This is a genomic window from Flavobacteriales bacterium, assembly GCA_016716605.1.
Lineage (GTDB): Bacteria > Bacteroidota > Bacteroidia > Flavobacteriales_F > PHOS-HE28 > PHOS-HE28.
The window spans coordinates 2,543,921-2,563,987 of the sequence record JADJWA010000001.1; the positions used below are offsets into that span (position 1 = coordinate 2,543,921).

Below are 20,067 nucleotides of genomic sequence, written 5' to 3' on the forward strand. Positions count from 1 at the left end.
AGCGGGCCTACATTTGGCGACCTTATTCACTTCAAGCATGAGCAGCACAGGAAGCGTGGCCCTGAAAGTGGGCGTGTTCTATGACGGCAGCTACTTCACCCACGTGAGCAACTATTACAACTACGTCCATCCGCACCGCCGAAGGCTGCACATCGGCGGGGTCCATGAGTTCATTAAGCACAGCCTGGCCGAGCGCGAGGGCACCCGCCCCAGCCTGTGCCATATCATCGACGCGCACTTCTTCCGTGGCCGGTTCAGCGCGCGCGATGCCATGGAGAAGACGAATCAGCTATACTATGACCGCGTGTTCGACGATGTGCTCATGTACAACGGCGTGCAGACGCACTATCTGCCCGTGAAGGACCTGATGGGCCGCAAGCGCGAGAAGGGCATCGACGTGCTCATGGCGCTCGAGACCTATGAGCTGTGCATGCTCAAGCGCTTCGATGTGGCCGTGATCATCGCCAGCGATAGCGATCACATGCCCCTGGTGCGCAAGCTTCACGCCTTGGGCTGCAAGACCATGCTCCTGGGATGGGACTTTGAGTTCACGGATCAGGAGACCGGCGAGGTTCAGACCACCAAGACCAGCACGGACCTGTGGAACGAGGTGAGCTATCCCATGCCCATGCACGACCTCATCGAGGAAGGGCTGAAGGACGATGATGAGGTGGTGCGCGACATGTTCGTGACGCGCGATGCCCGCGATGCCGAGCCTGAGGGAGACCGGCCGGCCCCTACACTGGTTGACGAGGAGCGCCATCGCAGCGCCATCATGAGCCTGATGAACGGCTATGGCTTCATCCGCTACCCGGACAACAACCTCTTCTTCCGCCATGACGACCTGCAGGGCATCAGCTTCGAGGAATTGTCCGTGAGCGATGAGGTGGAATTCAATGTGGCGATCAATCACCGTGGTCAGCGCGTGGCCAAGAACATCACCTGGCCGGCGGAGGGAGCCGCTTGATCAGGCCATCGGCAAGCGCACGGTAAAGGCACAGCCGGCGCCCGGACCATCACTATGCCCGGTCAGGGTGCCCCCGTGGGCCTCGGCCCATTGCCTGGCGCGTGACAGGGATGAACGACCTTGGGCTTCGCCAGCGGTGGAGCGGCCCTTCAGCATGGCATAGCGCGTGAACACATGGGCGAGATCCTCGGCGTCGAGTCCGATGCCGCGGTCGCGAACGGTGATCACGGCGTGCTTGCCATCGTGATTCGCTTCCACCGCGATGGAGGTGCCGGCCGGGCTGAATTTCGAGGCGTTGCTGAGCAGGGCGGCGAAGAGCTCCTCGAGAAGGCGTGCATCGCCTTGGGCCATAAGGCCAGTTGCGATGCGCCGCTCAACCGATTGCCGCTTGCGATCGAACCGGTGGCTCAAGGAATCGATCGCGTGCTCCATGCATTCACCCAGATCAACCGGAGCGGGTGCTGCGATGGACGGGGAGCGTTCCACCTTGAATTCATCGAGCAGGTCCTCTGAGGCGCGCATGGCCTTGAAGTATTGCTGCTCCGCGAAGGCGATTAGCTCTGTGCGATCCGCCTCCGAGCTCCCATCCAGCTGACCGAGCACTTGCTGGATGGCGGCCAACCGATTGCGCAAGTCGTGCGCGAACCGGTGCAACCGCTCTGCCTGCTCAGGCGAAGCCTTCATGACCATGGCTCATTCGCGGGCGAAACGCTGGAGCGTGTCCTCCAAGCTATCGCTGTTGATGGGCTTGGGGAGGTAGTGGCAGCCCTTGAGCGCTCGAATGGCCTCCACGACCTCCGGCTTGGTGCTGGCGGTGAGGAATAGAATGGGAATCGGCATGGGGTCGCTGGCATGGATCTCCTGGGCGAGCTCAAGGCCGGTCTTCGGCCCTTTGAGGTACACATCCATGATGATCAGGTCCGGGCGCTCGGCGCGCAGCAGGGCCTCCGCCTCTTCTGCGCTCTTGGCCGTGCCGGTGACCTCAAAGCCCATGCGCTCCATCTGGAGCCGGTAACTGAACGAGATGATGGCCTCGTCCTCGATGATCAGGATCTTCTTCATGGTTGGTCCGTGGGAGAGGTTTGCGGCGACCAACTTCACTTCCGCCTGGCGAGGCGGTCAGCCAATACGCGCTCGAAGCTATCCACCGAGAGGGCCTTCTCGACATAACCCATCACGCTACGGAAGGATAGCGCGCGCTCCAGGTCGCTGGGGCGGTTGCTGCTGCTGAACATCACCACGCTGGTGAGCCCGTTGGGCAGCAGGCCCTCGGATTCGCAGGTGGCCAGGAACTCGAAGCCGGTCACCGCCGGCATGTTGATGTCCACGAAGAGCAGGTCAGGCAGGTCCTGCCCTTTGCGGAAATGCTCCAGGGCTTCGGTGGCGCTGGTGTAGCACGTCAATTGGCCCGTATAGCCGGCCTTCTTCAGCACCAGCTTCGTCACGAAGTTGCAGTCTTCCTCATCGTCCACCACGATGATGTGGCGCACGGCGGTGTGCTGGAGGGTCTCTTGGGTCATTCCAAATGCTGGGATAAGGCGCCTCAAACGGTGCTCGAGGATCGAATGTTCCTTCGGGATCGAACCTCGGCTGCACGGGCGGGTACCGCTCCCCGAAGACACCCCTCATGAACGCCGTGATTGATTTCCTCCGCCGTGATGCGCGCCATTTCCAGATCCTCTTCCTATCGGCCTTCCTTGCTTATGGTATCGCGATGCTGCAATGGGATGCCGAGTGGCGCCGGTACCTGGTCCTCCTCGCCACTTGTCTCACGGTGCAAGCCTTGTTCATCCGTTGGTTGAAGCTGCCTTGGCATTCGATGAAGAGCGCCATGGTCACCGGATTGGGCATGAGCCTGCTCTTGAACGCAGGATCGCCCTGGGTGCTCGTGCTGGGCGCAACGGTGGCGATCGCCAGCAAGTTCCTGATCCGCAGCAATGGCAAGCATGTGTTCAATCCCGGCAATCTCGGGATCGCCGCCGCGGTGCTGCTCACAGGCGATGGGTGGGTTAGTCCGGGGCAATGGGGCAGCGGCGCCACGCTCGCCTTCCTGGTGGGCGCAGCTGGCTTCATGGTGGTGCTGCGCGTGGGGCGCATCGATACGAGCCTGGCCTTCCTCGGCGTATTCGCAGCGCTGGACTTCGCGCGGCAGGTGCTCTATCTGGGCTGGGAGCCCGATGTGTGGCTGCACCGCATGAGCAACGGATCGGTGCTGCTCTTCACCTTCTTCATGATCACCGACCCCATGACCACGCCCAAGGCCCAAGGCGCGCGCATCGGATGGAGCATCGCCATCGCGCTGCTGGCCTTCGTGCTCGGCTGGAAATGGTGGGTGAATGCCACGCCGATCTGGGCCTTGCTCATCGTCAGCGCCTTCACTCCATTGATCGACCGGCTCTGGAAGGGCGATGCGTTCCGGTGGATGAAGAATGCGGTCGACCGACCAGCCAGCAGTGAATCCGAGACACAGGCACTGAGCCTGCTTCGCCCTACTTCCACGGTTGCGCCAGGAAGCAGGCCTCGCATTGACCGGATGCTCCAATAACCCTCAACCTCAATAGACATGAGAACCCTTCTGCTTCCCGCCCTTGCGCTCATGGCGCACCAAGCCGGTGCCTTCTGCGGCTTCTATGTGGCCAAGGCCGATGCCACGCTCTTCAACGACCGCAGCGAGGTGATCCTCGTGCGCGACGGCCAGCGCACCATCCTCACCATGAGCAATGACTTCAAGGGCGACGTGAAGGGCTTTGCCTTGGTGGTGCCCGTGCCCACCGTGCTTCTGCGCGACGACATCAAGGTGGTGGAGCGCCGTGTATTCGATGCGCTCGATGCCTACAGCGCGCCACGGCTGGTGGAGTATTATGATGAGAATCCGTGCCAGCGCTGGCTCTATAGCAATGCAGACATGCAGGAGAGCGTGGCCGCTCCGAGGTCCGCCTCGGCCATGAAGCAAGAGGAACGTGAAGCCAAGGACAAAGGCGTCACCATCGAGGCGCGTTACACGGTAGGGGAGTATGACATCCTGATCCTGAGCGCGAAGGAGAGCGTGGGCCTTAAGGAATGGCTGATGGAGAATGGGTACAAGATCCCGCAGACGGCGCACGAAGTGCTGGACCCCTACATCAGGAGCAACCTGAAGTTCTTCGTGGTGAAGGTGAACCTGAAGGAACTCCAGGCATCGGGTTACAGCACCTTGCGGCCCATTCAGATCCGGTATGAGAGCCACAAGTTCATGTTGCCCATCCGATTGGGCATGGCCAACAGCAACGGCTCGCAGGACATGATCGTGCATGCCTTCACGCGCACGGGCCGTGTGGAGTGCGTGAACTATCGCACGGTGAAAGTGCCCAGCGACCGGAACATCCCGCTCTTCGCGAAGCAGCGATTCGGTCCTTTCTACAAGGATCTCTTCGCGCGGGCGCATCGCCGTGAGGGCCGCAACACGGTCTTCCTGGAGTACGCGTGGAACGTGACGCCCAGCTTCAATGGCATGAAGTGCGACCCCTGCGTGGGCCCGCCGCCCATGCCACGCGAATTCGCGCAGGCCGGAGCCGATTGGAGCCAGCAGGGCGCTCCCACTTTCTACACACGGCTGCATGTGCGCTACTCCCGCGATCGTTTCCCGCAGGACCTCGTTTTTCAAGTGACGCCCAACACCGAGCATTTCCAAGCACGCTACGTCCTCACCCACCCGGCCCAGGGCGACCTTACCTGCTCCGATGGACAGGATTACCTGGAGCAGCTCTACTACCGCCGCCATCGTGAACTGGAAGAGCTCCATTCACTCACCGGATGGAACGTGGACAAGCACCGCGACTACGCGGATGAGGTGAGGCGTCGCATGAGCCCGGAGCGACGCAACACGGTCGCGCCACCGGTGCCATTCAATGGCCCAGGAGGCATGGGCGGGCGCTGGATGATCGCGATGCTGGGGGCGTTGGCCTTCGCGCTGGTCGAATACACCGCAAGACGCCGCTGGAAACTCGCATAGCTTGGATCGGCGAAAGGCCATGACCTCCGTCAATTCCAAACGCGCGGCACCGGGTACCTTCGCTGCACAACCCTACGAATCATGGACCGCATCGCCACCAAACGCCTTGTGCTGCAGGCCGCACGTGCCCGCCTGGAAACCACTGCAGCGGAATTGCGATCCCGCATCGAGGAATTGAAAGCCGTCACCATCGGCGACGACAACGCCGATAGTGCCAGCCAATCCGAGAGCACGCATGGAAACGATCTGGACCTCATGCGTTCGATCGGCGTGCAATTGGAGCATGTGCAGCAGGACCTCGACCGGCTAGGCATCGTGGCGCCCGATGCATGCATGGACACCGTTCAGTTCGGGGCGGTGGTGCATACCGATGTGCGCAACCTGCTCATTGGCTTCAGCTTGGAGGAATTCGGCGCAGCGGGCCGGCAATACCTTGGTGTAACGCCGAAGGCGCCGCTGGTGCAGGCGCTCTATGGGCGTAAGGTGGGCGAGAGCGCCGTGGTGAACGGTGTGCGCTATACGGTGCAGGAAATCTGCTGAGCCGCACTTTCTTTGGCGGAAAGAACCCGTCAAGGATGGAACTCTATGAAATCGCGATCGGCGCGCGCGTGAAGCACCCCACCATGGGCGTGGGCGTGGTGTACGATATGGATCCGCGCACGGTGCACATCTTCTTCAAGGAGCATGGTGAGCAACCCGTTAGCCGGAGCTTCGAAGGCCTCGTTACGATCGCTCCGGGTGTTGAGGTTGGTCAGGAGCCGCTGGACCTTGATGCCGTGCGGGATTGCCTCAAGGAGGTGCTCGAGGAGTTGCAGCAGCCGCAACGACCGGTGGATATGGCACGGCGCTACGAAGGCGGTACTTTGGAACTGAAGCCAAAGGACCCCTCGCTCAAGAGCAAGGAGATGCCCATCGACGACTTCTTCCACAAGATCGTGATGATCCGCGACCGCTTCCGCGTGCTGGAGCAGAAGATCAACGCGCACGAGAAGCTCAGCGAGGCAGACAAGGTGGAACTGCAGCAGTACATCACGCGCTGCTACGGTTCGCTCACCACCTTCAACATCCTCTTTGAGGATAAGGAGGACCACTTCGTTGGCCAGAAGGGCGATTGAGGCACGCACATAGCGAACGGCAGGTAAACTCAGGTCCGTCTTGCCAAGTACTGTCATACGGCTAGCTCCAATGGCGGAGCCACGCGTTGGAGTCTTAGGAACGGGCGATTGGCAAATCAGCAGCGGAGGAACAGATGGCGCATTGGGCGGCTATGCTACTCCTCGAACGCCTCGATCGTGGCCTGGCGCTCCACAAGCTTGGTGAACTTGCCATCGTAGCGCGTGGCGCGCACGATATGGTTGTCGATCCAATGGTAGTTGCCGCCGCGCGGCTTGCCGAAGAGGATCGCGTGGTACTTGAAGCCGTGCGCATCGAGCCACGCCATGGTCACTTCGCGGTGCTCCTCGGTCCGACTGGTGAAGAAGGTGATGATGTGCCCTTCATCGAACCAGCCGTTGCAGATCTCCAGCGCGCCCTCGTAAATGGAGGCGATTGCCATGCGCTCGGGCTCCTCGTTGGGGATGTCCTCGCAGATGGTGCCGTCGATGTCGATGAGGAAGTTCTTCTTCCCTTCGGGCAGCCTTGGGCTGATGCGCTTGCCATCCTCGAAGGCGTCGTTGAGCTGTGCCATGGGGTAAAGTTGGCTAAAGGTGGCCGGATTTGATCTCCTCCACCACCGCCGGGTCCAGCAGGGTGCTCGTATCGCCTAGATTGTTCATTTCGCCCTCGGCCATCTTCCGCAGAATGCGTCGCATGATCTTCCCACTACGTGTCTTCGGCAGGCCGCTCACGAATTGGATCTTGTCCGGTCGCGCAATCTTGCCGATGATGCGTTCCACCGTCGCGATGACCTCGTTGCGCAGTGCGTCCTTGTCGGTGCGCACGTGGTCGCAGATCACGAAGGCATAGATGCCCTGCCCTTTGATGTCGTGCGGGTAGCCCACCACGGCGCTTTCCACGACATCGGGGTGCTCATCGATTGCGTTTTCAACTTCCGCGGTGCCGATGCGGTGGCCGCTCACGTTGATCACATCATCCACGCGACCGATGATGCGGAAGAAGCCACCGGCATCGCGCTTGGCGCCATCACCGGTGAAGTAGCGACCGGGGTATTGGGCGAAGTAGTTGATGCGGCAGCGCTCGTGATCGCCCCAGGTGGTGCGGATGATCGAGGGCCAGGGGAAGTCGATGCAGAGGTAGCCTTCGGCTTCGCCGTGAAGCTCTTTGCCCTGCTGATCCACGAGGATGGTGCGGATGCCAGGGAGAGGTAACCCAGCATGCGCAGGCTTCATCGGCGTGATGCCGCCCAAGCCGCTGAGCATGATGCCGCCGGTCTCGGTCTGCCACCAGGTGTCAACAATGGCGCAGCGCTTCTTGCCCACTTGCTCATGGTACCAGTGCCAGGCTTCTTCGTTGATCGGTTCGCCCACGCTGCCGAGCAGTTTCAAGCTGGGCATGGCGAAGCGCGAAGGCAGGTCATGCCCGGCTGCCATAAGCGAACGGATCGCCGTTGGCGCGGTGTAGAACTGCGTCACGCCGTGCTTCTCGATCACTTGCCAGAATCGCGTGTGGTCTGGCCATGTGGGCACGCCCTCGAACATCACACTCGCGGCGCCGTTCAGTAGGGGACCATAAACAATGTAGCTGTGACCGGTGATCCAGCCGATGTCGGCCGTGCACCAGAACACGTCGTTCTCTTCGCATTGGAAGACATTGGCAAAGGAGTACCCCGCGTACACCATGTAGCCGCCGCATGTATGCACCACACCCTTCGGCTTCCCGGTGCTGCCGCTTGTGTACAGGATGAAGAGTGGATCCTCGCTGTCCATCGGCTCGGCGGGACAGTCGCCGCTCACGTGCTTCAACTCATCCTCGATCCATCGGTCGCGATCGGCTTTCATCGGCACGTCCTCGCCCGTGCATTTCGCAACCAGCACTACACGCACGCTGGGGCAGGAGGGAAGGGCCTCATCCACCACGGCCTTGGCCGGAATGCACTTCGCGCCGCGCCGGATGCCATCGCTGGTGATCACCACGGAGCATTGCGAATCGTTGATGCGGTCGACGAGTGAATTCGCGCTGAAGCCGCCGAAGACCACCGAGTGGATGGCCCCGATGCGCGCGCAGGCAAGCACACCGATCGCCAGATCCGGGATCATGGGCATGTAGAGGCACACGCGGTCACCCTTCTTCACGCCATTCCGCTTCAGCACGTTGGACATGCGGCAAACGCGCTCGTGCAATTGGGAATAGGTGATGCGCTCACTTTCCTGCTCAGGGTCGTTCGCTTCCCAGAGCAGCGCGGTCTTCGATCCGCGTTCGGCCAGATGTCGGTCGAGGCAGTTCTCGGTGATGTTGAGCCTGCCCCCGATGAACCACTTCACATCGGGCTTGATGAAATCCCCTTCGAGCACCTTGCTCCAGGGCGCAAGCCAACTGAAATGCTCCGCGATCGCTGCCCAGAAGGCCGTTGGATCCAGGAGGCTTTCAGAATGCGCAGCCTCATACTCGGCCATGCTGCGTATGCGGTAATCGGTCATGGTGCCGGCGAAGTTGGGCGTTCGGCATACAAGATCGTCAGTTCCCATGTCAAGGCGGTTCGTCTAAAGAAAATCAGCATTCGTCTTGACTTTCGCCCATTGCACCTGAAATCTTGCGGCCACTTTTCCGACTGGCAACAGACCCCAACGAATAACCCAACACGCATGTGGCCAGTACAGACACTCACGCTCCTGCTCTGCCTTACCGACGAAGAACAGCTCTATGCCCAACAGATCCCGCATGAAGCGGTCCCGGCCACGATTGAAGTGACGGCTCCAGAGGAAGAGCCGATCGAGAACGCTCTCGTGCTTTCCATAGAAGCCGAAGCCTGAGCCAAGCCTACCCCGGACCCGGTCTGCCGCAAGGTGGGCCGAGTACGACGACCCCGGTGCCACCTGCCCAGGTGCCGGGGTCAACTTTTATCATAGCGGTCACGGCCTAGCTTCGCCGCCTCACCAATTGACCATGAAGCACCTGACCGTCGCTGCGTTCACCTTCTTCGCCATTCATGCCTCCGCCGTTGACCGGATCGTTGAGGAATTCGGCGTGCCGCCCACCTACCCGAACATCGCCTCCGCCGTCGCGGCTGCGGCCGATGGTGATCGGATCATCGTCAAGAACCGCGCGGGCGAGATTCCCTGGATCGAGAACATCACCATCGACAAGAGCCTCGAGTTCCTGAGCTATGCGAACGACGGTTACTTCGTGGTGCAGGGCACGTACAACATCGTTCCTGCGAACGGCCGCGTGGTGCTGATCAACGGCATGCGGAACACCGCAGGCGGGATTGGCGCAGGGGCAGGCACCTCAAGCATCCGCGGAACGCGCGTCCGGGTGGTGGACAGCTACTTCGTCAATGGCAGCCTCAACCTCTCCAGCAATTGGTTCGATGCCGATATCGTAGGCTGCACCTTGGTGAACGGCTGCGTATCCATCAACTTCGGCAATGTGGTGGGCAACGATGTGGATTGCAGCCAGATCAACGACGAGGCGATAAGCGTGAACACCACCTCGTCCGGCACCGCCATCGATACTTGTGCCATCATCGGCAACAAGGTCAAGGGCCGCATTGGCTACGAAGGCATCTTCGGAAGCAGCTTCGGCCAGGTGTTCCACATCCGCAACAATTACGTGCAGCATGGCTGGATGGGGATCGAGTTGTATGAAGGACCTGTGACCAATGCAGCCAACCTGGTTTGGAACAACACCGTGACGGCCTATACCGGCAACTTCACCACCTACGGCATCAACCTCGCGAACACCAACGCGGGAAGCATCTGGGAGATCATGAACAATGCGGTGACCCGCACCTGGGCCGGCGAATGCCGCGGAATCAATAACGACAGCGGCAACCTGGGGCAGATCAACGTGTACTTCAACCATGTCTCCACGGGAATCACCTTCCCGATCGATGCGGGCTTCACCTTCGCGGGGAACAACACCATCGATCAGGCCATTACCCTCAACGCCGATGGCACCTTCCTCGCCGACGGCGCGGCCATCGATGGCGGCAACCCGGCGGCACCATTCTATGACCTCGATTTATCCATCGGCGATGCAGGTGCCTATGGCGGCAGCTATGCCCTCACCAATTTCTTCCCGCTTCAGAGCGGTGCGGCACGCGTGTACATGACCGGCCACCCCTTCAACGTGCGCCAGGGAAGCACCCTGCGCGTGAAGGCCACGGCGTTCGACCGCTGATCCGCGCACGATGACGATCGCACGATTCCTCTTGTCCAGCTCGCTGCTGGCGGCACTCACGGCCAGCGCGCAGCGCGTGGACAATGCCGAGTACTTCTGGGATGCCGATCCCGGCGCCGGCAGCGCGTATCCGATGAGCGTGCTTGACGGTGCGTTCGACCAAGCGGTGGAAGCCATCTTCCTCGAGACTGCCACGCTGCCTTCGCTCGGCGCGCACACCTTGGGTGTCCGGGTGAAGGATCAGGCGCAGAATTGGGGGCCAACGTTCACCACCGTGGTGGTGATCGAGCCGCCGGTGGCCACGGTGCCGGAGATCACCGTAGCGCAAGCCGAGTTCTATTGGGACAGCGATCCCGGAGAGGGCAGCGGCACTCCGATGGTCGCTTTCGATGGCGACTTCAACAGTGCCTTGGAAGCGATTTCGATGGAGACCAGCGCTCTGCCATCAATCGGGGTCCATGTGCTCAGCGTTCGCGTGAAGGATGTGAATGACGCATGGAGCCTGCCGTTCAGCGTGGTGGTGGAAGTGCTCGACGGCGCGGTGAGCTTCCCGGAGATCAGCGTAAGCGCTGCCGAGTACTATGTGAACGATGATCCCGGCTTCGGTCAGGGCACTCCCATGCTCGCTGTGGATGGGAGCTTCAGCAGCGCGCTTGAGGCGATCAAGGGCGGTGGCATCCCCGCGCCGGTGACGGCTGGCGTGAACGTGCTTTGGCTCCGAGCGAAGGATGTGAACGAGAGCTGGGGCCCGAGCTTCGGCATCGTGGTGAACATCGATACCACCATCACCGGAACGGTGGGGGTGATGGACCAGGAATCCCAGGGCATGCGGCTCTCGCCGAATCCGACCAGAGGCGATGCAGGCTTCACCGTGCTGTTCGACCGCGCGGTGAGCGATGCGCTGATCCGCGTGCTGGATGGGGCAGGCCGCACGGTGATCGAACAGCGCGTGCGCCAGCAGCGGCGCATGGAACTGGTCATGCCCGATGCCGCGCCCGGCGTGTATCACGTGGGCGCTATCATCGAGGGCGTGCCGCGCTGGCAGCGGCTCGTGCTGCAGTAGCGAGTCGTTGTATCGAGGGAGCCCTGCCTGCACCGGCAGGGCTCCTTCGTTCTCATCTTCGGCGCCATGCGGAATCCCCTTGTGGCAATAACGGCGTTGCTGTCCATCGGAATTCATGGCCAATGGACATTCACCGGCGATTCTACCGTGACCTGGGAGCAGGCCATCGCGCGTTATCAGGAATTGGATCGCCAGCACACCGGCGCGCACCTGTTCGAGTTCGGCGAGGACGATGACGGCTCACCGCTTCATCTATTCGTGATCAGCGACGGCAGTGGTTTCTCGCCAGATAGCATCCGTGCGGCCGGGAAGAGCATCCTGTGGATCACGAACGGCATCCATCCCGGCGAGCCCGATGGCATCGATGCCAGCCTGTTGCTGGCGCAAGCGCTGCTCGAAAGCGACCAGTACATGGGGCTGCTGGTGAACACAGCGGTCTGCATCGTGCCTTTGTACAACGTGAGCGGGGCGAAGCAGCGCAGCGCTACCAGCCGTGCCAACCAGAACGGTCCGGCCGAGTACGGCTTCCGCGGCAATGCACGCAACCTTGACCTCAACCGCGACTTCATGAAGATGGATTCGCGCAGCACCTGGTCATTGGTGGAAGCGATCGCCGTGATGGATCCTGACGTGTACTTCGAGACGCATGTGAGCAACGGCGCCGATCACCAGTACGTGATGGAGCTGCTAACCACGCAGAAGGACAAGCTCAGCGGTGGGCTCAGCGACTTCATGACGCGGACCATGATCCCGGGGCTGCACGCTTGGATGGAGCGCAAGGGCATGCTGATGTGCCCCTACTTCGAGACGCGCGGCGAGGTCCCCGAGGATGGTCTTTATGGATTCAACGACAGCCCTCGGTACAGCTCCGGGTTCAATGCGCTCTTCGATCGCATCAGCATCCTCAGTGAGAGCCACATGCTGAAGCCCTACGCCGACCGGGTGAATGCCACCTTCCAGTTGATGCTGGCGGCACTAGCCATGCTGGATGAGCACGGCGATGAACTGCTCAAGCGCAGGAGCGAGGCCAAGAGCTTCACAGCGGGCATGACCGAGCTCGGCATGAATTGGCGCCTGGACACCACCGCGTGGGCCACGTTACCGTGGAAGGGCTGGCATGCGGAGCGTGTCTCGAGTGCGGTGACCGGACTGCAGCGCGCGCGATACGATCGCACCAGGCCCACCGAAACGCAGGTGCCCTGGAATGATTCGTACGCCGCCGCGCTGGTGAAGCGCAAGCCCAAGGCCTACATCGTGCCCGCGTCGTGGCACGAAGTGATCGTGAGGCTGAAGGCGAATGGCGTTCGGATGCGTGCGTTGGCGCGCGACACCATGCTCGTCGTGGATCAGGACAGCATCGGTGAGATGAGCACCTCGCGCTCACCCTATGAGGGCCATTACCTCCACAGCGCAATCAGCACGAGTTCCAAGAGCGTGCGCATGAAGGTCGCGAAGGGCAGCTGGTTCATACCGATGGGATATGCCACGGATCGCTATGTGATGGAGGCGCTCGAGCCCGAAGGCGAGGACAGCTTCTTCGCCTGGGGCTTCTTCGACAGCGTGCTGCAGCAGAAGGAGTGGTTCAGCGATTATGTCTTCGAGGATTTGGCTGCGGATTGGCTCATGAAGAACCCGGAAGTGAGAAAGGCACTCGGTGCCAAGCGGGCCGCTGATCCCGCGTTCGCCATGGACGCATTCGCACAGCTTTATTTCGTGTACAAGCGCTCGCCGTGGTTCGAGCCGGGCTTCAGGAAGTATCCGGTGCTGCGGCATGCACCGTGACGCATCAAGCGCCGTCACCCTCTACTTGATGAACATGCTCGCCCCGGGGCCGATGGGCAGTTCGAGCAGCACCCAGACCACCAGCATCACGCTCCAGCCGATGAGGAAGACGATGGAGTAGGGGATCATTGTGCTGATCACGGTGCCGATGCCCGCCTTCTTGTCGTAGCGCGCGATGAAGGCCACGATGAGTGCGAAATAGCTCATCATGGGACTGATGATATTGGTGACGCTGTCGCCCACGCGATAGGCCATCTGCGTGAACTCCGGCGAATAGCCCAGCAGCATGAACATGGGGATGAAGACCGGCGCCATGATGGCCCACTTCGCGCTGGCGCTGCCCATGATCAGGTTGATCGTGGCGCTGATGAGCACGAAGCAGAGCATGAGCGGGATGGGGCCGAGGTTCGCAGCTTTCAGGATATCAGCGCCCTTGATCGCGAGGATGAGGCCCAGCCGCGTCTCGTTGAAATAGGCCACGAACTGCGCTGCGAAGAACACGAGCACGATGTAGCTGCCGAGGGTCTCCATGCTCTTTGCCATTCCCTTCATCACATCGTTGTCGCTCTTGAATGTGCCCGCGCCGATGCCGTAGGCGATGCCCGCCAGTGATGCGCTCAGGAAGATCAGCGCCACGATGCCGCTCATGAAGGGCGAATGGAGGATCTCACCGGTCTTGGGGTCGCGCAGGAATCCAGCTTCGGGGATCAGTCCCCACAGGATGATTCCCACCACGGCGAGCACGGTGAGCATCGCGTAAAGCATGCCCTTGCGCTCCTGTGGCGTGGCGTTGCGGATCTCCTCCGGCTTCTCATCGCCCTTGTACTCGCCCAAGCGCGGCACCACGATGCGCTCGGTGACCCATGTGCCCAGACCGGCGATGACGAAGGTGCTCACGAACATGAAGTAGTAGTTGCAGGCGGGGTTCACCAGGTAATCGGGCTGAATGATGCGCGCGGCTTCCTGGCTCAAGCCTGCTAGCAGCGGGTCGATGGTGCCCAGGAGCAGGTTGGCACTATAGCCCCCGCTCACGCCTGCGAATGCAGCAGCCAGGCCGGCAAGCGGGTGCCGTCCGGCGGCGAGGAAGATCACGGCAGCGAGGGGCACCAGCAGCACATAACCCACCTCGCTCGCGGCATTGCTCATCACCCCGGAGAAGACGATCACGAAGGTGAGCAGCTTCTTGGGCGAGGCCAGCACCACAGCGCGCAGCACGGCGCCGATCAGTCCGCTGCCCTCGGCGATGCCGATGCCCAGCAGCGCCACCAGCACGGTGCCCAGCGGCGCGAAGCCCGTGAAATTCACCACCATCTTGGTGAGGATGAAGTGCAGGCCCTCGGCGCTGAGCAGGTTCTTCGGCGTCACAGGCTCGCCAGTCGCTGGGTGTATGGCGCTCATGCCGCTCAGGTCGGCGATCCAGCTGATGAGCACCACGGCCAATGCCAGGATGGCGAACAGCGTGGCCGGGTGCGGCAGCGCGTTGCCGGCGCGCTCGATGATGGCCAGGAATCGGTCAACGCCGCTGCGCTTCTGCTTGCTCATGGGGGGCTGGTTGTGGCCGACGAAGAAAGCGGTTGCCGCGATCGGATGGAACATAGTTTCGCACCGTGGACCGCGATCTCACCTACGCCGCCATCGATATCGGCTCCAACGCTGTGCGCCTGCTGGTGGGTGAGGTCATCGAGCGCGACGATCACCCGGTGATCAAGAAGCAGACGCTGGTGCGCGTGCCGATCCGCCTCGGCGAGGATGTGTTCGATCAGGGGGCCATCACCGTGGCGAAGCAGGATTACCTGATCAAATCGCTCAAGGCCTTCCGCCTGCTCACCGAGGTATATGGCGTGGGCTACCTGCGCTGCTGCGCCACCAGCGCCATGCGCGAAGCCGAGAATCGGGATCAGGTGCTCGCCCGGGTGGAGATGGAGAGCGGCGTTCACATCGAGACGATCTCTGGCAAGCTCGAGGCGGACCTCATCACCAACACCTTCTGGACGCAGGACCTGCTGAAGGACCGGCCCTACCTGTACATTGATGTTGGCGGCGGCAGCACGGAGCTCACTTGGCTCGAAGGCGGCAAGCGCGTGAAGAGCGCCAGCTTCAAGATCGGCACCGTGCGCTCGCTCAAGAACAAGGTGCCGTTGAGCGCGTGGGTGGAGATGCAGGCCTTCCTCGAGGAGCTGCGCGCGCAGCACGGCCAACTCATGGCCATCGGCACCGGCGGCAACATCAACCGGATCTTCAAGGAGAATGGCAACGCCTTCGGCGAGCCCTTGATCCGCTCCGATATCCAAGCCCAGCGCGATCGCATTGCTGACTATTCCTTCGATGACCGCGTGAAGCTGCTCCGGTTGCGCCCCGACCGCGCGGACGTGATCATCCCTGCCGCCGACATTTTCCTGCGGGTGATGGATTTCGCCGATGTGGACGAGGTCTTCGTGCCCAAGGTGGGCCTCGCCGATGGCATCATCTACGATCTGTACATGAAGCAATACGGGCGAGCGAGGTACCCGCAGAACGAGCCGGTGGTGGCCTAGTCTTCTACGAAAGTCCCGGCCCAGCAAGGCCCTCGGAACGGGTTCCGGCAGTGATGAAGCCCGCCATCGCGCGTCCCAGCGGCTATCGTAATCAGGCCATGCTTCGGTGAGGCGAAGGCGGAGCCGGAAGGAATCCACAGCATTCACCGGGGTGAAACTCGATTGATCCGCCGCGCGCAACGGAATCGCACTTGCGCCGCCGCTAAGTCCCCTGTGGAGCCGGAGGGAATCGAACCCTCGTCCAAACGACCGTGGAATGAGCTTTCTACATGCTTAGCCGCCTCATTGGTTTTCGATCCGCCGCTGGAGAAGGGCACCCCACGATGGACTTAGGTCCTGTTTCTCACCCGCGCTACGGACCACCGCGCGAGCCAGTTCCCCATGATGACACCTCGGATCCAGGAAGGAGGAGAACGGGCCTCCCTGAGAGGTACTCGTCCACGCTACTGTTATTCACGTGGATTAAGCCTCATAGCCTTGGGCTATTAAGCAGCGAGAGCGTAGTCTACTTCGCCAGTTATGGCGTTGATGCACTGGGATACGGGCCGCACATCACGCCCGGCATGCTTACACACCCCATGATGCCGCTGTCGAAACCAGATCGGCCCCAGGATTTTTCAATGAACCGCGCAAAGGTAGGCCGACGGCCCGCCGTTGATCGTGGTCAAGCGCTCCGAGGGCTTCGGCTAAGTTTGCCGCCCACTGCATGAAGCCTCCTTACCGCAAGATCGGCATCATCCGCGAAGGCAAGTTGCCCGCCGACCGCCGCGTTCCATTGACGCCAGCCCAATGCCGCGATCTCGCATTCCGCTTCCCGCAGATCGACCTGGTAGTGCAGCGCAGCCCAGTGCGCGCTTTCAGCGATGCGGAATATGAGGCCGAAGGCGTGCGCCTGACGGAGGATCTCAGCGACCGCGACCTGATCATTGGTGTAAAGGAGGTCTCGCTTGAAGCGCTCATCCCGGGCAAGGCCTATCTCTTTTTCAGCCACACCATCAAGCAGCAGCCGCATAACCGCAAGCTCATGCGCGCCGTGGTCGAGAGAGGCATCACCTTGATCGATCACGAGTTGCTCACCGATCAGCACGGAGACCGTGTGCTGGCCTTCGGCTATTGGGCAGGCGTGGTCGGCGCCTACAACGGGTTCCGGGCGTGGCAGCTGGCCCATGGAGGTCCGCCATTGAAACCGGCGTATGCGTGCCATGACCTGGAAGAGCTCGAGCGGCACCTGCACGCGTTCCCATTGCCCAAGGACCTCAGGATCGTGCTTACTGGCGGCGGCAGGGTAGGGAAGGGGGCCATGGGCGTACTGGAGCGTGCTGGAGTCTCTCGCGTGAAGCCCGACGAGTTCCTGATTCGTGCGTTCAACGAACCAGTGTACACCGTTCTGAATTCGCAAGACCTGTACGAACGCGAGGACGGCCGGCCATTCGATAAGGCGGCATTCCATCGCGACCCATCGGACCATCGCGCGCGCTTCCTGCCCTATGCGCGCCGAGCCCAATTGTACATGGCCTGCCATTTCTGGGACCCGCGCGGCCCGAAGATCCTGAGCGCGACGGATCTGCGCGATCCCGATCTGGCCCTGCAGGTGATCGCCGACATCAGCTGCGATGTGGGCGGTCCGATCGATAGCACCCTGCGCGCCAGCAGCATCGATCACCCGTTCTTCGGCTATGATCCAGTGAATGCGCGTGAGGTTCCGGCTGGCGATCCGGGATCTCTCACGGTCATGGCCGTTGATAATCTTCCCTGCGAATTGCCGCGCGATGCTTCGGAAGCATTCGGATTGGACCTGATCGAGCGTGTGCTCCCGGCCCTGATCGGCGATGATGATGAACGGATGATTGATCGCGCAACCCTTGTTGCTGAGGGTCGGTTGAGCGAGCGGTTTGAGCACCTGGCTGAATACGCGGGCCTGTCGGGATCAAGCATCCCGTAGGATCCTGGCCTCCAGCACCAGGAACTGCGTGGTTTCATCGCAAGGCGCTGTGAGCACCCGTAGCGGCCTATTCGATTTCCGGGCAATGGTGAGCAAGCCAAGGCCAGCGCCCCCATGCTCGGTCCGCCCCTGATTGCTGAGCAGCCTCAGGAAATGCTCCTTCAGGTCGGCTTCGGTCATCTCGTTGAGGATCTCAATGCGCTGCTTGAGGAATTCTGCTTTGGCCGATGGAATGGCGCTTCCCGCGAGCAGCGTGTACCTGCCTTCATCGGCGTGCAGTTCAACGAAGGAGGTGGGTGCCAGCCTAGGCTCGGTGTGCAGGCGCAGGTTCTCCATAGCCTCTACCAATACATTGAGCAAGCGCTTGCGTGTCACCACGCCATCGGCGGCTTCTAGGCTCCAGGCCTCGGCGTCCATGATGAAGCGCTCGAGCTCAGCATGGCTGAACTCGCCCACCATGCGCAATATGATTTGGCCAGAGGCCGGTTTTGGAACCTCGAAACTTCCATCCTGCGACCAATGGCCCTGATTCGGATGGCTTTGCATGGGATTCCCAGGATTCACGGTTTGAGTCTCTTGCCTTGGCCTCTTGAAGGCGACCAGCGAGTTCGAGGTTCGATATACGGGACGAAGGGCTCGACGGTTTCGGGATCCACGGGGACCAATCGACCCGGTTCTGGAGTGGGCGTTCCGGGCCATGCAACGGCGTCGGCCATATTCGCAGCGTGAATAAGCCCCGAGCGTTACCCGACAAGGTGAGCGTCATTCCACGCAAACCGCTCATTGACAGTGGGGTATGCTTGCCATTTGGCTTCCTAGTGGTAGGTCTGGCGTGCCACAGCCCCACCACACCGGTGCAGCCCTTGGCCGATCCAACCACCAGTGCCCGAGCAATCGCCTTTGAAGCCGTTGAGGACAACATTGCGCACGATACACTGCTGATCCAGACCACCTTCGACCTGCGCGATGGGACTTTCGTGATGGTCGCCTCGAACAAAGACGACACCTGGGAGGGGCTCAGGCTCTACCGCTACCGACCCCGGCCGGACAGCTCGGCCCACCTGCTTGCCATATCGAATCCGGCCTATGATAGTTGGACGATGCTGCCTGCGTTCTTCGCAGTGGATAGCACAGGACGGGACGGTTTCTGGGTAATGGCCAACTTCGGCGAACGCGAGAGCTGGGGCCAGAAGCTCATGCGGCTCGATTCCGCATTCCACGACCTCGGATTCCTGGATGCCACGGCCATCGAGTGGGTGGATGAATCGGACGGCCGGGTGCGCAAGCGCCGCAACATCGGGCCCTTCACGCGGTTGGAATTCAGCGGTGATTCAACCTGGATCCGCTTCTCCTGCGACAGCGTTTACCTATACGACGATCAGAACGGCCATCAGGATATCGTTTTAGCCACGTCGCGCATCCGCTTCCTGCATGCGCCTGAAGAAGGGCTCAGCCTTTGGGTCGATGAGGAGAAGCGCCCGCTGCGTCAGCCTGGTTGAGCCTACTGCACTATCGGGATCATACCGCGCACGCCCATGTCCACCACCGCATCGCCGGCGGCAGGCTCATAGACCCCATCGCCGTTGTCAATCCACTCGAAGCTGTTGTTCGTGCTCAGCGAAACGGTGATCACCACATCCTGCGTCTCCGAACCGGTGATCGTGAGCGGCGTGGCGAATGCGCCCGTGACCACGCATGATCCAGCCGGAATGGGTGAAGTAGCGAAGAGCGGGTTGGGAACCGTGGTGGCTCCCGGAGGCGCCTGACCGGTAACCGGGGCCGTAGAGATGGGCGGATTGATGACCTCAAAGGCCCAGAAGCCTTGCAGTTTGTTCGCGTTCACGGCAACGCTCTGGTTGCGCACCGGGAAACTGGTGATGTAGGTGTTGTAGCCGATGAAGCTGGCCACCGTGCCCCACAGGTTGAAGGTGCCCCAGGTGGCATCCGTGTAGCGGAACTTGATGTCATAGTTCTGGTAGGCGAGCGATACACGCAGCCATTCATAGGTGCCGGGTGCCATGTCGGCGATGGGCATGCTGAAGAAGGTCTCTCCCTCGCCCGCCTTCACGCTCTGCGCGAAATGGATCGCGGTGTCGCCTCCGGCGCTCGTCTCAGGGGCGTGGTATACCACTTCACCGCCCCCCAGGGCGGTGAGCATCGTCGGCGCGAACTCGATGTAATGCGCGCTCATCTTATTGAAGCGCGGATTCTGCGCCGCGCGGCCAGGGGCGAGCACGGCTGGCTGCCCGATGCTGTCCAAACGGGCCTGCGTGCTGTCGAACCGGAATTTCATCACCAGCCGTGGAGGCTCCAGCTGCGACGCAGGCGTGTTGACGGGCTCCTCCTTGCGGCAGGAGGCGAGCACTGCAAGGCTTAAAAGGACGATGAGGATAGCGCGCATGACGATGGGCTTGTTGCGCAAAGAACGCGAGATTGTGTTCAGAAATTTCCACCCCCTTGGTATGCGCGCATAACAAGTGCGGCTAACTT

General features: G+C 61.4%; 20 protein-coding genes and 1 other RNA gene. 12 read left to right on the forward strand and 9 right to left on the reverse strand.

From position 1 onward, the window contains the following. Positions 1-37 precede the first annotated feature (37 nt). On the forward strand, positions 38-967 hold the full coding sequence (locus IPM12_10205) for an NYN domain-containing protein (protein MBK9148171.1): 930 nt from the start codon (positions 38-40) through the stop codon (positions 965-967). On the opposite strand, the gene IPM12_10210 is transcribed toward IPM12_10205, so the two are convergent. Genes IPM12_10210 through IPM12_10220 form a run of 3 tightly spaced genes read right to left on the reverse strand, consistent with a single transcriptional unit; the run spans position 968 to position 2,487 of the window. Continuing rightward, the gene (locus tag IPM12_10210; GenBank protein ID MBK9148172.1) at positions 968-1,651 is read right to left on the reverse strand and encodes a HAMP domain-containing histidine kinase; all 684 of its coding nucleotides are present in this window, start codon (positions 1,649-1,651) and stop codon (positions 968-970) included. 9 nt (positions 1,652-1,660) lie between these two features. Continuing rightward, positions 1,661-2,029, reverse strand: a complete 369-nt coding sequence (locus IPM12_10215; GenBank protein ID MBK9148173.1) for a response regulator — start codon at positions 2,027-2,029, stop codon at positions 1,661-1,663. Between the two features lie 35 nt (positions 2,030-2,064). Then, positions 2,065-2,487, reverse strand: coding sequence for a response regulator (locus tag IPM12_10220; GenBank protein MBK9148174.1), 423 nt, complete (start codon positions 2,485-2,487; stop codon positions 2,065-2,067). 107 nt (positions 2,488-2,594) lie between these two features. Between IPM12_10220 and IPM12_10225 the strand changes: the two genes are divergently transcribed. From IPM12_10225 to IPM12_10240, 4 genes are all read left to right on the forward strand, one after another. After that, complete coding sequence (locus IPM12_10225) at positions 2,595-3,512, forward strand: RnfABCDGE type electron transport complex subunit D (GenBank protein ID MBK9148175.1); 918 nt, start codon at positions 2,595-2,597, stop codon at positions 3,510-3,512. 18 nt (positions 3,513-3,530) lie between these two features. After that, the gene (locus tag IPM12_10230; protein ID MBK9148176.1) at positions 3,531-4,958 is read left to right on the forward strand and encodes a DUF2330 domain-containing protein; all 1,428 of its coding nucleotides are present in this window, start codon (positions 3,531-3,533) and stop codon (positions 4,956-4,958) included. 81 nt (positions 4,959-5,039) lie between these two features. Further along, positions 5,040-5,498: a hypothetical protein gene (locus IPM12_10235; protein MBK9148177.1), complete on the forward strand. Its 459-nt coding sequence runs from the start codon at positions 5,040-5,042 to the stop codon at positions 5,496-5,498. Positions 5,499-5,533: 35 nt separating this feature from the next. Further along, on the forward strand, positions 5,534-6,073 hold the full coding sequence (locus tag IPM12_10240) for a hypothetical protein (protein MBK9148178.1): 540 nt from the start codon (positions 5,534-5,536) through the stop codon (positions 6,071-6,073). Between the two features lie 155 nt (positions 6,074-6,228). On the opposite strand, the gene IPM12_10245 is transcribed toward IPM12_10240, so the two are convergent. After that, positions 6,229-6,645 (reverse strand): phosphoheptose isomerase, encoded by a 417-nt coding sequence (locus IPM12_10245; protein MBK9148179.1) that lies wholly within the window; start codon positions 6,643-6,645, stop codon positions 6,229-6,231. 13 nt (positions 6,646-6,658) lie between these two features. Beyond that, on the reverse strand, positions 6,659-8,554 hold the full coding sequence (gene acs / locus IPM12_10250; protein ID MBK9148180.1) for an acetate--CoA ligase: 1,896 nt from the start codon (positions 8,552-8,554) through the stop codon (positions 6,659-6,661). A 165-nt stretch (positions 8,555-8,719) separates the two neighbouring features. Between acs and IPM12_10255 the strand changes: the two genes are divergently transcribed. From IPM12_10255 to IPM12_10270, 4 genes are all read left to right on the forward strand, one after another. Then, the gene (locus IPM12_10255) at positions 8,720-8,887 is read left to right on the forward strand and encodes a hypothetical protein (protein ID MBK9148181.1); all 168 of its coding nucleotides are present in this window, start codon (positions 8,720-8,722) and stop codon (positions 8,885-8,887) included. A gap of 133 nt (positions 8,888-9,020) precedes the next feature. Then, positions 9,021-10,256 carry a hypothetical protein gene (locus IPM12_10260; GenBank protein ID MBK9148182.1) on the forward strand — a complete coding sequence of 412 codons (1,236 nt, stop codon included), beginning with the start codon at positions 9,021-9,023 and terminating at the stop codon, positions 10,254-10,256. Between the two features lie 10 nt (positions 10,257-10,266). Further along, on the forward strand, positions 10,267-11,319 hold the full coding sequence (locus tag IPM12_10265) for a hypothetical protein (GenBank protein ID MBK9148183.1): 1,053 nt from the start codon (positions 10,267-10,269) through the stop codon (positions 11,317-11,319). A 66-nt stretch (positions 11,320-11,385) separates the two neighbouring features. Further along, positions 11,386-13,101: a hypothetical protein gene (locus tag IPM12_10270; protein MBK9148184.1), complete on the forward strand. Its 1,716-nt coding sequence runs from the start codon at positions 11,386-11,388 to the stop codon at positions 13,099-13,101. A 21-nt stretch (positions 13,102-13,122) separates the two neighbouring features. On the opposite strand, the gene IPM12_10275 is transcribed toward IPM12_10270, so the two are convergent. After that, positions 13,123-14,643: an AbgT family transporter gene (locus IPM12_10275; GenBank protein MBK9148185.1), complete on the reverse strand. Its 1,521-nt coding sequence runs from the start codon at positions 14,641-14,643 to the stop codon at positions 13,123-13,125. Between the two features lie 65 nt (positions 14,644-14,708). Between IPM12_10275 and IPM12_10280 the strand changes: the two genes are divergently transcribed. Further along, a complete protein-coding gene (locus IPM12_10280; GenBank protein MBK9148186.1) occupies positions 14,709-15,635 on the forward strand; it encodes an exopolyphosphatase in 927 nt (308 codons plus the stop codon). 211 nt (positions 15,636-15,846) lie between these two features. On the opposite strand, the gene ssrA is transcribed toward IPM12_10280, so the two are convergent. Next, positions 15,847-16,244, reverse strand: a transfer-messenger RNA (tmRNA) gene (gene ssrA, locus IPM12_10285). A 97-nt stretch (positions 16,245-16,341) separates the two neighbouring features. Between ssrA and IPM12_10290 the strand changes: the two genes are divergently transcribed. After that, positions 16,342-17,577, forward strand: coding sequence for an alanine dehydrogenase (locus tag IPM12_10290; GenBank protein ID MBK9148187.1), 1,236 nt, complete (start codon positions 16,342-16,344; stop codon positions 17,575-17,577). Here IPM12_10290 and IPM12_10295 read toward each other — a convergent pair. Next, entirely contained in the window at positions 17,563-18,036 is a 474-nt protein-coding gene (locus tag IPM12_10295; GenBank protein MBK9148188.1) for a hypothetical protein, read from the reverse strand. The genes IPM12_10290 and IPM12_10295 overlap by 15 nt on opposite strands. A 266-nt stretch (positions 18,037-18,302) precedes the next feature. Here IPM12_10295 and IPM12_10300 point away from each other — a divergent pair, with 266 nt between their 5' ends. After that, positions 18,303-19,076 (forward strand): hypothetical protein, encoded by a 774-nt coding sequence (locus IPM12_10300; GenBank protein ID MBK9148189.1) that lies wholly within the window; start codon positions 18,303-18,305, stop codon positions 19,074-19,076. A gap of 2 nt (positions 19,077-19,078) precedes the next feature. Here IPM12_10300 and IPM12_10305 read toward each other — a convergent pair whose 3' ends face one another. Next, a complete protein-coding gene (locus IPM12_10305) occupies positions 19,079-19,978 on the reverse strand; it encodes a hypothetical protein (GenBank protein ID MBK9148190.1) in 900 nt (299 codons plus the stop codon). Positions 19,979-20,067: the final 89 nt, after the last annotated feature.